12 protein-coding genes and 4 tRNA genes are annotated in these 15,550 nt (G+C 54.3%); 14 read left to right on the forward strand and 2 right to left on the reverse strand.

What is annotated here, in order from left to right; all coding sequences use genetic code 11:
* Position 1 precedes the first annotated feature (1 nt).
* Positions 2–760 carry an aspartate/glutamate racemase family protein gene (locus tag MIH18_RS21495; RefSeq protein WP_283164901.1) on the forward strand — a complete coding sequence of 253 codons (759 nt, stop codon included), beginning with the start codon at positions 2–4 and terminating at the stop codon, positions 758–760.
* A gap of 135 nt (positions 761–895) precedes the next feature.
* Here the strand turns inward: MIH18_RS21495 and folD are convergent, their stop codons facing one another.
* Positions 896–1,753 carry a bifunctional methylenetetrahydrofolate dehydrogenase/methenyltetrahydrofolate cyclohydrolase FolD gene (gene folD / locus MIH18_RS21500; RefSeq protein WP_249013456.1) on the reverse strand — a complete coding sequence of 286 codons (858 nt, stop codon included), beginning with the start codon at positions 1,751–1,753 and terminating at the stop codon, positions 896–898.
* Between the two features lie 219 nt (positions 1,754–1,972).
* Between folD and MIH18_RS21505 the strand changes: the two genes are divergently transcribed.
* The 10 genes from MIH18_RS21505 (at position 1,973) to MIH18_RS21550 (ending at position 11,443) form a co-directional block, all read left to right on the forward strand.
* Positions 1,973–2,049, forward strand: a tRNA-Pro gene (locus MIH18_RS21505).
* 34 nt (positions 2,050–2,083) lie between these two features.
* Positions 2,084–2,160: transfer RNA gene (locus MIH18_RS21510), tRNA-Arg, on the forward strand.
* 74 nt (positions 2,161–2,234) lie between these two features.
* Positions 2,235–2,310: transfer RNA gene (locus tag MIH18_RS21515), tRNA-His, on the forward strand.
* Positions 2,311–2,424: 114 nt separating this feature from the next.
* Positions 2,425–2,509 (forward strand) — tRNA-Leu (locus MIH18_RS21520).
* Positions 2,510–2,885: 376 nt separating this feature from the next.
* Positions 2,886–4,190 (forward strand): trigger factor, encoded by a 1,305-nt coding sequence (gene tig / locus MIH18_RS21525; protein WP_249005273.1) that lies wholly within the window; start codon positions 2,886–2,888, stop codon positions 4,188–4,190.
* Positions 4,191–4,310: 120 nt separating this feature from the next.
* The gene (gene clpP / locus MIH18_RS21530) at positions 4,311–4,946 is read left to right on the forward strand and encodes an ATP-dependent Clp endopeptidase proteolytic subunit ClpP (protein ID WP_018403670.1); all 636 of its coding nucleotides are present in this window, start codon (positions 4,311–4,313) and stop codon (positions 4,944–4,946) included.
* 83 nt (positions 4,947–5,029) lie between these two features.
* Positions 5,030–6,313: an ATP-dependent Clp protease ATP-binding subunit ClpX gene (gene clpX / locus MIH18_RS21535; RefSeq protein ID WP_249005272.1), complete on the forward strand. Its 1,284-nt coding sequence runs from the start codon at positions 5,030–5,032 to the stop codon at positions 6,311–6,313.
* Between the two features lie 138 nt (positions 6,314–6,451).
* On the forward strand, positions 6,452–8,869 hold the full coding sequence (gene lon / locus MIH18_RS21540) for an endopeptidase La (RefSeq protein WP_249005271.1): 2,418 nt from the start codon (positions 6,452–6,454) through the stop codon (positions 8,867–8,869).
* A gap of 253 nt (positions 8,870–9,122) precedes the next feature.
* Entirely contained in the window at positions 9,123–9,395 is a 273-nt protein-coding gene (locus tag MIH18_RS21545; protein ID WP_007352523.1) for an HU family DNA-binding protein, read from the forward strand.
* A gap of 194 nt (positions 9,396–9,589) precedes the next feature.
* Positions 9,590–11,443 (forward strand): SurA N-terminal domain-containing protein, encoded by a 1,854-nt coding sequence (locus tag MIH18_RS21550; protein WP_249013457.1) that lies wholly within the window; start codon positions 9,590–9,592, stop codon positions 11,441–11,443.
* A 142-nt stretch (positions 11,444–11,585) separates the two neighbouring features.
* Here the strand turns inward: MIH18_RS21550 and MIH18_RS21555 are convergent, their stop codons facing one another.
* Entirely contained in the window at positions 11,586–12,473 is an 888-nt protein-coding gene (locus tag MIH18_RS21555; protein ID WP_249013458.1) for a MurR/RpiR family transcriptional regulator, read from the reverse strand.
* Positions 12,474–12,665: 192 nt separating this feature from the next.
* Between MIH18_RS21555 and zwf the strand changes: the two genes are divergently transcribed.
* The 3 genes from zwf to MIH18_RS21570 are packed head-to-tail and all read left to right on the forward strand — an operon-like array spanning position 12,666 to position 15,536.
* Positions 12,666–14,141 carry a glucose-6-phosphate dehydrogenase gene (zwf, locus tag MIH18_RS21560; protein WP_249005268.1) on the forward strand — a complete coding sequence of 492 codons (1,476 nt, stop codon included), beginning with the start codon at positions 12,666–12,668 and terminating at the stop codon, positions 14,139–14,141.
* Positions 14,128–14,847: a 6-phosphogluconolactonase gene (gene pgl, locus MIH18_RS21565; protein WP_249013459.1), complete on the forward strand. Its 720-nt coding sequence runs from the start codon at positions 14,128–14,130 to the stop codon at positions 14,845–14,847. The genes zwf and pgl overlap by 14 nt, the downstream gene beginning before the upstream one ends.
* A 14-nt stretch (positions 14,848–14,861) precedes the next feature.
* Entirely contained in the window at positions 14,862–15,536 is a 675-nt protein-coding gene (locus MIH18_RS21570; RefSeq protein WP_249014662.1) for a bifunctional 4-hydroxy-2-oxoglutarate aldolase/2-dehydro-3-deoxy-phosphogluconate aldolase, read from the forward strand.
* The last annotated feature ends 14 nt before the right edge of the window (positions 15,537–15,550 follow it).

Genomic DNA, 15,550 nt, shown 5'->3' on the forward strand with positions numbered 1-15,550 from the left:
GATCAGTAAAAGCTACCGTATCGGACAGATCGTACCGAGCTCCAATACCACTATGGAAACGGAAATTCCTGCCATGCTTCGCGCCCGTGAAGCGGTAGAGCCGGAGCGCTTTACGTTTCACTCCAGTCGAATGCGGATGAAGAAGGTAACCCGCGAGGAGCTTGCTGCCATGGACGATGAGTCCGATCGCTGCGCACTGGAGCTATCTGACGCTCAAGTGGACGTGATGGGTTACGCTTGCCTAATCGCGATTATGAGTCGTGGTGCGGGTTACCATCGGGAGTCTCAGCGACGGTTGCACGAAGCAACCGCTGATAATGGTTTTCCGACTCCGGTGATTAGCAGTGCAGGTGCCCTTGTGGAAGGCTTGGCGACATTAGGGGCCAAAAAAGTGGCGATTATTACGCCCTACATGAAGCCACTGACGCAAATGGTAGTGGATTACATTCAATCCGAAGGCATTGAGGTGGTCGACAGTATTGCGCTGGAGATCCCCGACAATCTTGAGGTTGGGCGTCAAGATCCGCTGGCGTTGTTGGAGATTGTCAAGCGGCTAAAGTGGGCTGGGGCAGACGCAGTGGTGCTGTCCGCATGTGTTCAAATGCCCTCACTGGCTGCCATTCAGCCGGTTGAAGACAGCATTGGTCTACCTGTGGTGTCGGCGGCAACCTGCACCACTTTTCAGATGCTGAAAGCGCTGGGTCTGGCGCCCTTCGTGCCCAACGCTGGCCGCCTGCTAAGCGGTCAATACACAAAATAGTGCAGGCAATGGCGCGATACTCAAAGACGTGTATGACAACGTGGAGTCATATTTAAGAAATCAGCCAAAAAGTTATTCCTATGCAGGTCGTTTTCGGCTGCTCTTTCTGTCCGCAGTAACAAAAGCGCTGTGCGATTATCCGCCGTCCAGAATGTTTGCTGCTTGCAATGTATTCTCCAGCAAAGCAGCAATGGTCATAGGGCCCACGCCACCCGGTACCGGAGTGATGTAGGCGGCGCGCTCCGATGCAGCGGCGAAATCCACATCGCCCTGGAGAGTGCCGTTTGCCATCCGGTTGATGCCAACATCAATCACTGTCGCACCCTGCTTTACCCATTCGCCTTTGATCAGCCCCGGTTTGCCCACCGCGGCTATCAATATATCGGCGTCACGGACGAAACGCTCCAGATCCGCTGTAAAGCGGTGGCACACGGTGATGGTTGCGCCTTTCAGTAGTAGTTCCATGCTCATGGGGCGGCCGACGATGTTGGAGGCGCCTACAATGACCGCGTGCTGGCCTTTGTAGGGGGTACCTATGCTGTCAAGCAAGGTAATGATGCCGGCCGGTGTGCAGGGGCGTATGGTGGGTTTGCGTTGGCTTAGGCGGCCGACGTTGAACGGGTGAAAGCCGTCAACGTCTTTGTCCGGTCGAATCTTCAGCAAAATGGGGTCGGCGTCCAGCTGGGCGGGCAAAGGCAGTTGCACCAATATGCCGTCTATCAGTGGGTTGTCGTTCAGCTCGTCAATCAGGCTTTCCAGAGCTTGTTGCGAGGTGTCTGCCGCTAAATCGTAAGACAGCGACACAATGCCTGCCGCTTCGCAGGCTTTGCGCTTGTTGCCCACGTAAACCTGTGATGCGGCATCGCTGCCTACCAGGACCACCGCCAGGCCAGGCGCCCTCAGACCTTTGTCGAGGCGGGCCTGTACACCTTCGGCCACCTGCCGGCGAACCTTGGTGGCAATCTGTTTTCCATTTATCAGTTCGGCGCTCATGGTTCGTCTTTATGGGTTGGGCGTGGATTGGTTGCTAAAAAAGGCGTCTTATTGTCGCACGCTTCCGGGTTCAGGCCAATTAGTGCCCGAATTCTAAAGGCTTGAGAGCGGCGGCGGGGCGATTTTTTAACAAACTTTTCAAATGATGGTTGACGAAGGCCGCCGCCGCCGCTAATATCTGCGCCAACTTTGCTGACACACGTTGTTGTGCAGTTCAGACGGGGTATAGCGCAGCCTGGTAGCGCGCCTGCTTTGGGAGCAGGATGTCGGGAGTTCGAATCTCTCTACCCCGACCACTTTTCTGACTGTTCAGGTGGGCAAGCGGTTAATGCGCCTGTAGCTCAGCTGGATAGAGCACCGGCCTTCTAAGCCGGTGGTCGCAGGTTCGAGTCCTGCCGGGCGCACCATTTAGCCTCGGTCAGGGGCGGCAAAGTTTTCCAAGTGGTTTTGATGGTGTTTCACGCTTCGGCGTGTGTATATGGTGGGCGTAGCTCAGTTGGTAGAGCTCAGGATTGTGACTCCTGCGGTCGAGGGTTCGATCCCCTTCGTCCACCCCATTTCACCGCTTCGAATCAGATCCGGACCTTGCAATAGCGGGTTTCCGGTTTTTTTGTTTCAGTAGAAGTTTTGGATCAGCGGCGGCCAAATTTAGGCGGGTGCAAAAGAGTTATGCGGGTGTGGTGGAATTGGTAGACACGCCAGATTTAGGTTCTGGTATCGAGAGATGTGGGGGTTCAAGTCCCTCCACCCGCACCATTATTTTAAAACCCTGCAGGTTTGCGCCTTCAGGGTTTTTTTGTGGTTTCAGAAAAATATAAGTTATATAGACCAACGTATCGGATATAAAAGAACGAATTTTTTCGTATAGTAACTGCTCTTTAAATAGTTAGGCGTTAACTTCGGCTGCGGGCTCAGGCCCGGCAAATGATTGCAGAACTCGGTGTTCCCGGTGACGCCTGACGAGCGTTTATGCGGTCAACAGTTGCTTGTTGCAAACAGGTGATTCTCTCGGCACGGCAAACCGTGATAAACTGCCGGCTTTTAATTTTCAGTGCTTCTGCGGCGGCGTGCCGCTGAGAGATTTTGAGCTTTAAATTCATCCATAGTCCGAACCTGATTTTGAGGATTCTCCATGCAAGTGTCTGTTGAAACGACTTCCAGCATCGAACGTCACATGACGATTGGTGTGCCCGCCCAGGAAATTGACCAGGCGGTTCAGAAGCGCCTGCAGGAAACTGCGCGCACCGTACGCCTGAATGGTTTTCGCCCGGGCAAAGTGCCTATGAGCGTGGTAAAGCGTCGTTTCGGTGGCAGCGTACGTCAGGAAATTGTTGGCGAAATTATGCGCGACAATTATGTTAAGGCGTTGCAGGAGCAGGATCTCAATCCCGCTGGCTGGCCGCGCTTCGAACCCAAGACGATGGAAGAAGGCAAAGACCTCGAGTTTGTGGCCATCTTCGAAGTGCTGCCAGAAATCGAGCTGGGAGACCTGTCTGCGGTTACCATCGAGAAGCCCCAGGCTGATGTAACCGACGCAGACATCGACACCATGATTGACAACCTGCGCACCCAGCAGGCCACCATGAAGTCGGTCAAGCGCAAGGCCAAGAACAAAGACATAGCCGTTATTGATTTTAAAGGCACCATCGACGGTGAAGAGTTCGAAGGCGGCGCGGCTGAAAAGCATCGCTTGACCCTCGGCTCTGGCCAGATGATTCCAGGCTTCGAGAAAGCCATCGTGGGCAGTAAGGCCGGCGAGGAATTGGAAATTGACGTGACTTTCCCCGAGGACTACCACAACGAAGAGTTGAAAGGTAAGCCGGTCAAATTCCAAGTCATGATTCACGAAGTGGAAGAGCCGCAACTGCCAGAACTGGATGCCGAGTTCTTCAAGAAGTTCGGCATTGAGGCTGAAGACGAAGCTGCGTTCCGCGTAGAAGTGAAAAAGAACATGGAGCGTGAGCTCAAGCAGGCGATTTCCAATAAGGTCAAAAATGACGTTGTTGACGCGCTGCTGAACAGCACAGAGCTAGACGTTCCGACATCCTTGGTTGATCAGGAAATTGACCGTCTGCGTCAGGACGCGGTTAAGCGCTTCGGTGGCCAGATGGATTTCCAGCAACTGCCTAAAGAAATCTTCGAAGAGCAGGCCACGCGTCGCGTGAAGACCGGGCTGTTATTCCAGGAAGTGGTCAAGAAGAATGAATTGACTGCCGATGCGGAAAAAGTAGAAGAAAAGATCCAGGAAATTGCGTCTACGTATGAACAACCTGAGGAAGTGATTGCACACTTCAATAGCAGCCCGGAGGAGAAGTCCCAGATAGAATCTACCGTTCTGGAAGATGCAGTGGTTGAATATGTGCTGGGTCAGGCCCAAGTAACTGAAAAGGCCATGAAGTACGAAGAGGCCATTCAGGCGGGTCAAACCCAGCGTTGATAGTTGACCGGTTGCAAACGTTAGCAGTCGGCACAAACAATCATTGCAAGCAGCCGGCATGCCCGGCTGCTCTTTCTAAGACAGCCCATGCCCATTGTTCATAAGGAGTTCAGGCGCATCATGATGCAAAAACCAATTGATGGTTCCGCAATGTCACCCAGTGCCGCCCTGGTGCCGATGGTTATTGAGCAAACGGCGCGCGGCGAGCGCTCGTTTGATATTTATTCCCGCCTGTTGAAAGAGCGGGTCATATTTATGGTAGGCCCGGTGGAAGATCACATGGCTAACCTGGTGGTGGCGCAGTTGCTGTTTCTGGAATCAGAAAATCCGGACAAAGACATCCATCTATATATTAATAGTCCGGGCGGTTCGGTAAGTGCTGGTATGTCGATTTACGACACCATGCAGTTTATTAAACCCGATGTCGCGACTTTGTGCGTGGGCCAAGCGGCCAGCATGGGTGCATTCTTGTTGGCGGGCGGCGCTGCGGGCAAGCGTGCCTGCCTGCCCAACTCGAGGGTGATGATTCATCAGCCGCTGGGTGGCTATCAGGGCCAGGCAACGGATATCGAGATTCACACCCGTGAGATTCTCAAGATTCGCCACACCCTGAATTCCATTCTGGCGCACCATACCGGCCAGGATTTGGAAACCATTTCACGCGATACCGATCGTGACAATTTTATGGATCCGACCCAGGCTAAGGCCTATGGTCTGATCGATTCAGTACTTGATAAGCGCGTACCGAATAAATAATACTTGGGTAACACGCTCCATCCGTGGCCGGCGTGGCGTTCCGTTTTAACCGGCGCCGGCAAACAGAGATCAGAGGTATTTCAATGGCAGACGAAAGAAACGGCAGAGGTGACGATAGCAGCAAGTTGCTGTACTGCTCGTTTTGTGGAAAGAGCCAGCACGAAGTCCGGAAGCTCATAGCAGGGCCTTCGGTGTTTGTCTGCGACGAATGCGTTGACCTTTGCAACGACATTATCCGTGAAGAAATTCAGGAAAATGCTCAGGAGGAGGCCAGCGATCGTCTGCCGACACCGGCCGAGATCCGTGAAACACTGAACGAGTACGTGATCGGCCAGGATCGGGCTAAAGTGGTGCTGGCAGTTGCCGTATACAACCACTACAAGCGTTTGCGCTACGGTGAGGGTAAGGCCGAAGTCGAGCTGGGTAAAAGCAACATCCTGCTGATTGGCCCTACTGGTAGCGGCAAGACACTACTGGCTGAAACTTTGGCGCGGGTGCTGAATGTACCCTTTACCATTGCCGACGCTACCACCCTGACCGAAGCCGGTTATGTGGGCGAGGACGTTGAAAACATCATTCAGAAGTTGCTGCAGAAATGCGATTATGATGTCGAGAAAGCCCAGCGGGGCATTGTTTACATTGACGAAATCGACAAGATTTCTCGCAAGTCTGACAACCCCTCCATCACACGGGATGTGTCTGGTGAAGGCGTGCAGCAGGCGCTGTTGAAGTTGATTGAAGGCACCGTGGCTTCGGTACCACCCCAAGGCGGCCGCAAGCATCCGCAGCAGGAGTTCCTGCAGGTGAACACAAGCAATATTCTGTTTATTTGCGGTGGTGCGTTTGCGGGTTTGGATAAGGTGATACAGCAACGTTCTGCGCGTTCGTCCATCGGCTTTTCTGCAGAGGTGGCGAGTAAGGACAACATCAAATCCGCCGGCGAGATCATCAAAGATGTTCAAACCGAAGATCTGGTGAAGTTTGGCTTGATTCCGGAGTTTGTCGGCCGCTTGCCGGTTGTGGCAACCCTGACCGAGCTGGACGAGGACGCCCTGGTTCAGATCTTGACCGAGCCCAAGAACGCTTTGACCAAGCAGTACCAGAAGCTGTTCGAAATGGAAGGTGTAGAACTGGATTTCCGTGAGGAAGCCCTGCGCGCCGTGGCTCGTAAAGCGAAAGAACGCAATACAGGTGCCCGTGGTTTGCGCTCGATTATGGAAGCAACGCTGCTAGACACCATGTATCAGATCCCGTCGGAACAGGATGTGTGCAAGGTGGTGGTTGATGAAAGCGTGATCAGCGGTGATTCTGAACCGTTCAAGATTTACGCCAACAACGACCTGGCCAAAGTTGCGCCGGACGATTGATTCGCTAAATCCGCGTATTGACTGAAAAAGGGGCTGATTAGCCCCTTTTTTTATGTCGCAGATGCCCCAATGATTGATGTTACGTTTATTAAAACTCTTTATTGATACCTTTAATGATACCCCGTCAGAGGATTCCCTATGACCCGGATACCCGAAGAAACCGTGAAAGTTTACCCATTGCTTCCGTTACGCGATGTGGTGGTGTTTCCGCACATGGTTGTGCCCCTGTTTGTGGGCCGAGAGAAGTCTATCCAGGCGCTGGAAGCGGCGATGGAACGCGGCAAGGAAATTCTGTTGGTCGCCCAGCGTGATGCGGCCACAGACGACCCCGGCGTGAGCGATGTTTTCAACATTGGCACCCTCGCCACCATCCTGCAGATGCTGCGGCTGCCAGACGGCACCGTGAAAGTGCTGGTAGAGGGCAACGAACGTACCGCGCTGGAACAGATTGAAGATGGCGACTATCTGATAGCACACGCCCGCATTCTGCGCGAAGAACCCTTGCCGGAGCGCGAAGAAGAAGTGCTCAGCAAGACCTTGATGGAAGAGTTCGAGAAGTTTGTGAAGCTCTCAAAAAAGGTGCCGGCCGAGGTCTCTGGTGCGCTCAATGGGATTACCGGCGTAGAGCGCCTGGTGGATACCATTGCTGCCCATCTGGACTTGCAGATTCCGCAAAAGCAGGAGCTGCTTGAAGCGCTTGATACCCGTGAGCGAATTGAACTGCTGCTGGGCAAGCTGGACGGTGAAATTGACCTGATTGAAGTGGAAAAGCGCATCCGTGGCCGGGTCAAAAAGCAGATGGAGCGCAGCCAGCGCGAGTATTACCTGAACGAACAGATGAAGGCCATCCAGAAAGAAATGGGCCAGATGGGTGATGGTAATAACGATTTCGAGGAATTGGAACAGAAACTGGAAGATGCCGGTCTGCCGGAAGAAGCCCGCAAAAAAACGGAAAGTGAGCTGAACAAACTGAAAATGATGTCGCCTATGTCGGCCGAAGCCACAGTGGTTCGTGGCTATATCGACTGGATGCTGGCGGTGCCTTGGAAAAAGCGCAGCCGCGTGCGCCACGATATCGATAGGGCCCGCGAAATACTCGATGAAGATCATTACGGTCTGGACGAGGTAAAAACCCGCATTCTGGAATACCTGGCGGTACAAACCCGGGTGAAGAAGATCAAAGGGCCGGTGTTGTGCCTCGTAGGGCCTCCTGGAGTGGGTAAAACCTCTTTGGGGCAGTCCATTGCCCGTGCCACCAATCGCAAGTACACCCGTATGGCCCTGGGTGGCGTGCGTGACGAAGCCGAAATTCGCGGCCACCGCAAAACGTACATCGGCGCTTTGCCCGGTAAGCTGCTGCAGAAACTGGCCAAAGTCGGGGTGAAAAATCCGCTGTTCCTGTTCGATGAAATCGACAAGATGGGCATGGATCAGCGCGGAGACCCCGGTTCTGCGCTGCTGGAAGTGCTAGATCCGGAACAGAATCACACCTTCAATGATCATTATCTGGAAGTGGATTACGATCTGTCAGATGTGATGTTCGTGTGCACCTCGAATTCGATGAATATGCCGTCGGCGCTGTTGGACCGAATGGAAATTATCCGCATTCCAGGTTACACCGAAGATGAAAAAGTGAATATCGCTCTGCGTTACTTGCTGCCCAAGCAGATAAAGGCCAACGGTCTGCGCGACAAAGAACTGGATCTTCCAGAAGAAACCCTGCGCGACCTGGTGCGTTACTACACCCGCGAGGCTGGCGTACGTGGACTGGAGCGCGAGATTGCCAAGATCTGCCGTAAGGTGGTGCGTGAGCACGTTTCAAGCGGCGATAAGAACCAGGTAGCGATAACACCGGCGATGCTGGAAGACTATTCCGGTGTGCAGAAATTCAAATACGGCCTGGCAGAAGAAAATAACGAAATTGGCCAGGTGACCGGTCTGGCATGGACTCAGGTGGGCGGCGAATTGCTGACCATCGAATGTGCGCTTACGCCGGGTAAAGGTCGGGTGGTGAAAACCGGTTCGTTGGGCGACGTTATGCAGGAGTCTATCCAGACGGCATTAACCGTTGTGCGTAGTCGCGCTAAAGCGCTGGGTATTGCCGACGATTTCCACGAAAAACACGATTTGCACGTGCATGTGCCTGAGGGCGCGACTCCAAAAGACGGCCCCAGCGCCGGTATAGGTATGTGTACAGCATTGGTGTCTGCGTTGACCCGTAACCCGGTGCGCAGTGACGTCGCGATGACCGGTGAAATAACCTTGCGCGGTCGTGTTTTACCCATCGGCGGACTTAAGGAAAAGCTGCTGGCAGCGCACCGGGGAGGTATTAAAACTGTTATAATACCGGATGAAAATGTCAGAGATCTCAAGGAGATACCTGAAAATATCAAAGAGTCTCTGGAAATTCGCCCGGTCAAATGGATTGACGAAGTGCTAGACATTGCGTTGGTGTATGCGCCGGAGGTAATGGCGGGTGATATTGCGGAAAAAACAGCCGCTAAGGTCGGCTGTGACGACGACGCAGAATCGAACGAACGCCCAAATACGCACTAAATCCGACATGAATTGTTGACACACGGAAGAGCCCATTGGTATAACTGTTTCGCCGTGAAGCAGCCTGTACCAAGGGCTCCCGCGTTTTATAAAGCTATTCCAACTACCGGTTTACCGCTCCGACTAACGGATTGTTGCCGCAGGGAATAAAAATAATTGCCGAATGGAATTCTGCAAACGTATGTGCAATAGTCTCTGCGTTTGAGATCCATCGACCTATAACATCTTCAACCTGAAATCGAAGGGGTTTAGTGTGAACAAGTCCGAACTTATTGATGCAATTGCAGAGTCCGCTGATATTTCCAAAGCCGCCGCTGGCCGCGCTCTGGATGCCATGACCACCTCCATTACCAGTGCCCTGAAAAAGGACGACCAGGTAACGTTGATTGGTTTTGGTACTTTCTCCGTGAAAGAACGAGCTGCCCGTACTGGCCGTAACCCGCAGACAGGCGCCGAGATTCAGATTAAGGCCTCTAAAGTACCTGGTTTCAAAGCAGGTAAGGCCCTGAAAGACGCCGTTAAGTAACGGGTTTTTCGACGGCAGCTCCGCGTTTTGGAGCTGCGCCAGAAATATTAAAGGCGCATTCCACACTGAATGCGCCTTTTTACGTTAACAACGCGAGATCTACGTTAACAGCGCCAGAATTGCGTTGATGACGATAAAAAATTCGCCGGCATTCGCTGGCACAGTACGACCTTGAACAGGGATTCGGGAGACACATGCTTCAAGATATGCGGGAAAACGCCCAGGGCACCATTGCCAAGATCATTATCGGCTTGCTGATTTTGTCGCTTTCCGTTTGGGGAATGGACGCCATTATTGGCGGCTTCAGCGGCGAACCGGAAGTGGCTACGGTGAATGGCCAAGACATTACCGAGCGCGAATTTTTACGGGTGGTGCAGCTGGAAAGTCAGAACCGTCTGTCCCGTATGGAACGGCCGGATCCTTCTCTGTTGAACGAAGATCAGATTCGAGTCGACGTACTGCAGGCACTGATCGAAGAGCAGGTGTTGGCGCAGGACGCAGACCGGCAGGGCCTGGCGTTGTCTGACGCCGATATTGATGCGTTGATCACCCAGATGCCCCAGTTTCAGGTAGACGGCCAGTTCAATCGCGATCAGTTTGTTGCCACCGTCCGCAATGTGGGTATGGGTGTTGGCGAATTCCGCGATGCCATACGCAAGCAAACCGTGGTGAACCAGATTCGCGCCGGTATCGTCGCCAGCGGCGTTGTCACCAGCAATAGCATTACGCGGCTGATGCAGATTCAAAATCAGACCCGTGATTTCCGCCTGCTGAGCATTTCTGCCAGCGCCGTGGCTGATAAGGTAAACGTCAGCGCCGATGACATACAGGCGTTTTACGACAGCAACCCAAACTTATTTCAGCAGCCCGAGCAAGTCGATGTCAGCTATGTTGTGTTATCGCTGGACGCGCTGGCTGACGCCATCGTCATCAGTGACGAAGAGCTTCTGACTTATTATCAAAGCCGCGAAGCCGATCTGGCTCGCGAAGAGCGCCGGGCGGCGCATATCCTGATTGAAGACACCGCCGATGCGGAAACCGTTGTTGAGAGTATCCAGCAGCGCCTGGCTGACGGTGAAGACTTCGCAGCGCTGGCGCAGGAACTGTCGATTGATACGGTTTCTGGCGAGCAGGGCGGCGATCTGGGCTTTGCCGGCCGCGGGGTTTACGACCCAGCCTTCGATGAAGCCCTGTTCAGCCTTGAACCTGGCGCTGTTTCAGGCCCGGTGCGCACCAGTTTTGGTGTACACCTGATCAAATTAAACGACGTTCGCCGTTCAGACGTGCCCGCCCTGGCCGACGTTGCCGCGCAGTTGCGTAACGATCTGTCCCGCGAGCAAGCGCGTGAAGCTTATGCCCAGGCACGTACAACACTGGCGGACTCGGCTTACGCGGCCGACAATCTGGAAGGGCCAGCGAAAGACCTGAATCTTGAGCTTCGCCAGGCTGACAACATTACCCGTAGCGGTGGCGCTGAGCCGTTTGATCATGCCGGACTGGTGCGCCAGTTGTTTTCGGAAGACGTATTGAACGGTGGTTATAACACCGAGCTGATTGACGTTGCCGACAATCGCGCGGTGGTCGCCCGAGTGCGGGTTTATCGCGAGGCCGAGGTGCTGCCGCTAGGCGGCGTGGAGGACGCAATTCGCAGTAATCTGGAAGTCGAGCAAACCCGTACCGCGCTGGTGGTCCGTGCCAGCGAAATGGCCGCGCAGTTACAGGCCGGCGAATCGTTACCGGATATCGCCGACGACAGCTGGACGGCTTACAGCGAACAGCCCCGCAGTGCGCCGGAATTAGGCGGTGAGGTCATGCAGACGGTTTACGCGTTGCCGCGCCCACTGGCAGGTAAAGTCAGTTATGGCCACACGATTACCGGTAACAGTGCCGTCGTAATCGCTCTGGATAAGGTTAACGAAGGCGAGGTAAACACCGACAGCACCGAATACGTGCAGTTGCAGGAGTTTCTGGCCTCACTGGACGGCCAGCGCGAATATACGGCCTACCAGCAGTGGCTGCGGAATAACGCCGAGGTGGAGCGCCCGTAGTACAGGTTTGGCACACAGCTAGCGTAAAGCTAGGGAGAATCCAGGGCAGGATGACGCCCAAGGCGAGTAAAAAAGCCCGAACCGGATAGCCGGTTCGGGCTTTTTTGTTTCTAACGTCAACGTTGCTTTAGCGCATGTGCTATCAGGGCTGCGTCAGTGGCAGGCGGGTCGGGCGCAGGCTTTCTTTTACCTTTTTTAAGTGGCTGAGAAAATCCGGGCCGCGCTTTAACGTCACCCCTGTAGCCAGAATGTCGATGACGGTAAGCTGTATAATACGCGACGACATGGGCATATACACTTCGGTATCTTCCGGCGAAATCACCGGCAACACCACGCTGGACACTGCCGCCAGGGGCGATTGAGGGTTGGTAATGCCAATGACCGTGGCGCCGTTATCGCGGGCAATTTGTGCTATTTCCACGGTTTCCCGGGTGCGCCCGGTGTATGAGATAGCCACAATCACATCGCCCACGTGGGAGCCAGCAGCCACCATTCGTTGAATCAAGGCGTCGTCATAAGTCGTAACAGGTATGTTGAAGCGGAAAAACTTGTGTTGGGCGTCCATCGCCACCGACGCCGAGGCACCCATGCCAAAAAAGCTGATCTGCTTGGCTTGAATCAACGAATCGATGGCTTGCGCTAACGCCTTGGCATCCAGCGTCTGGCGCGCCTTATCCAGGCTTGCCATGGTGCTGAGTATGATCTTGTCGGCAAACTCCGCCACTGTGTCGTCCGGCTCAACGTTCTGGCCGACATAGGGAGTGCCGGTGGCAATGCTTTGTGCCAGGCGAATCTTGAAGTCGGGAAAACCGGTGGCGGAAAACCCGCGGCAAAAACGGTTAACTGTCGGTTCGCTAACGTCAGACGCCCGCGCCAGCGCGGCAATGCTGTAACGGGTTGCGGCGCTGGGGTCGCGCATAATGGCCTCTGCCACCTTGCGCTCGGATTTGTTGAGCTGCTCCAGCCTCTGCTTAATATCCTCAAGCAGATTATCATCCCGGCGGGAATGGGTGAGGGTTGTTGCAGCCATGCCTGAAGCTCCCTGATTACTTTCGTTGATACTGAATGGTTGATATTGAATGGTTGCTACGAAATGTTTGATGTGAAATTTTAAAAATTATACCCTGTTTGACATATTTGGGGTGTAGTAAAAGTGTCGGAAGTGGGGTTAAATAACTGTATGCGCCGATTTTAGCGGCGATTATTGGATAAAATTACTACAATGACCAAATCAGACCATACTCGCTGCGATTTGATAATTTTTGGCGCCCTGGGCGACCTGGCCAACCGCAAGCTGTTTCCGGCGCTTTACCAGCTTGAACGCGCGGATTTGCTTGCTGAAGGAAGCCGTATTCTGGCACTGGCCCGGAGCGAACACAGCAGCGACGACGTGCGCCAGCAGATTGCCGATAATTTGCGTCAGCGGGTTCCGACTGAAGAATTTCAACAATCGGTTGTAGAGCGTCTGTTAAAGCGGGTGGAATACCGCAGCCTTGACTTTAGCTGCCGCGAGAGTTATCCGGAATTGAACGGTTGGCGCGACAGCGTCAATAACAATCTGATTGTGTACATGGCCACGCCGCCGTCGTTGTACGGGGTGATTGCGCGCAATCTACGAGATTCCGACTGCTGCAGTGAGCACACCCGGGTGGTGGTTGAGAAACCCATTGGCCATGACCTGCAATCGTCGCGGGTCATCAACGATGCCCTGGGCGAGGTATACGCTGAAAGTGAGCTGTTCCGCATTGACCACTATCTGGGTAAGGAGACGGTGCAAAACCTGATTGCTCTGCGTTTCGCCAACAATCTTTTTGCCTCCCAGTGGGATCAGAACCACATTTCCCACGTAGAAATCACCGTGGCAGAAAGCTTGGGTATTGAAGGGCGTTGGGGCTATTTTGACAAGGCCGGGCAACTGCGTGACATGATTCAGAACCACCTGCTGCAACTGCTGTGCCTGATTGCCATGGATCCACCGTCTGATTTGTCGGCGGACAGCATTCGCGATGAGAAAGTGAAAGTGCTGAAAGCTCTGCGCAAAATTACGCCCGCCATGATGGAACATTACGCGGTGCGCGGGCAGTACACCGCAGGTTCCAGCGAGGGCAAGGCGGTGCCGGGATACCTTGATGAAAAAGGTGCGGATAAATCCAGTGATACGGAAACCTTTGTCGCGCTGAAAGTGGAAATCGATAACTGGCGCTGGTCCGGTGTGCCATTTTACATCCGCACCGGTAAACGGCTGCCTGAAAAGTTGTCCCAAATCGTGATTCATTTCAAACCGGCACCGCATTATATATTTGACCCGGACCAGAAGCATCTGGCCAACAATAAGTTGATTATCCGCCTGCAGCCAGACGAAGGCATGGCGCTGAAAATACTCACCAAAGACCAAGGCCTGGATAAAGGCATGCGCCTGCGCCAGGGGCCGCTGGATCTAACCTTCGCCGAAACCTTTGCCAAGGTTCGCATCCCCGAAGCCTATGAACGGCTGCTGTGGGAAGTCATGAAAGGCCACCAGTACCTGTTTGTGCGCCGTGACGAAGTTGAACACGCCTGGCGCTGGGTAGACCAGATCATCACCAATTGGCAAGACAGCGGCGAGCCACCCAAACGTTACGCCGCAGGTGGTTGGGGGCCGGTGGCCTCGGTGGCTTTAATAACCCGTGACGGACGAAGCTGGTATGAAGATGTCTAAGCCCCTATTGCCCAGCGGCGTATTTTGGCACCCGGCTGCGACTCCGGCAGACCTTGCCCTGAAATTGGCAGAGCAGATTGCATTGATTCTGCGCCAACGTCTTGACGCAGCGCCGCGGGCTAGCTTGGCGTTGTCTGGCGGCAGTACACCGATTTTGCTGTTTAGGGCTTTGGCCCAGCAAGTGCTGGACTGGCAGCGGATAGATATTGTGCAGGTAGATGAACGCTGGGTAGCGCCATCGCACCCAGACAGCAACAGCGCCCAGATACGCGAGCATCTGTTGCAGGGAAGGGCTGTAGTGGCACGTTTTTATCCACTGTACGAAAACGTCGCAAGCCCTTCAGCAGGCCTAGGTGGAGTTTGCCAACGGCTTGAATCTCTTAGCTGGCCGCTGGACGTGGTGGTGTTGGGTATGGGCAACGACGGCCATACCGCATCGTTATTTCCTGGTGCGCCGGAACTGGTCGCCGCTATGGCGGAGCACAACGGCAGCAAATTGGCCGCGATAACACCACCCCAGCAAGCCCACGCGCGAATCACTCTGACCCGACGTGCCATTGCGGGCGCCCGTCATTGTATTCTGCACATTCAGGGCGACGACAAGCTGGCCACTCTGAAAAAGGCGTTGGCCGAACCTGACAACTGGGCGCACATGCCAATCCGCGCGTTTCTGCGGTCGGGTTTGCACATTTTTTGGAGCCCCTAAAAGTGACCTTATTGATGAATGCCCAAGCTCACGCACAGCGCCAACGGTTAGACGACATCATCAGCCTGTCGCCGCTGCTGCCGGTGATCACCATTAATCACCCAGACACCGCGGTGCCTCTTTGCGAGGCGTTGATGCAGGGTGGTCTTAAGGTGTTCGAGATCACTCTGCGCAGTGACTACGGTCTGGATGCGATTCGTGCTCTGCGCAAGGCATTGCCCGATGCCGTGATAGGCGCGGGTACGGTGTTAACGGTAGAGCAGTATAAGCAGGCAGAGGCAGCGGGTGCGCAGTTTGTCGTAACACCGGGAATCACACAGTCGTTGCTGGAATACGGGTTGCAAGCGCAGGCGCCGCTGCTGCCGGGCATTGCTACGGCGTCAGAATTAATGAGTGGTTACCAGTTGGGTTACCGCCGTTTCAAGTTCTTTCCAGCAGAAGTGGCCGGCGGCACGGCGGGCTTGCGGGCATTAAGCGGACCGTTTGCCGGGGTTCGGTTTTGCCCCACCGGCGGTATTCGCCAAAACACCGCAGCGGGTTACCTGGCTTTAGACAACGTGATGACCGTGGGCGGAACCTGGCTGACGCCGGAAGACGCAGTGGCGAGCGGAGACTGGGCGGGAATCCGCGAGCTGGCCAGGGCAAGTCTGGCGGAACTGAACGCGTCAATAGGTTCCGCTGAGGCTTAAGGTTGACACGAGAA

The sequence above is a fragment of the Marinobacter sp. M3C genome (assembly GCF_023311895.1).
In the GTDB taxonomy this organism is placed as follows: Bacteria; Pseudomonadota; Gammaproteobacteria; order Pseudomonadales; family Oleiphilaceae; genus Marinobacter.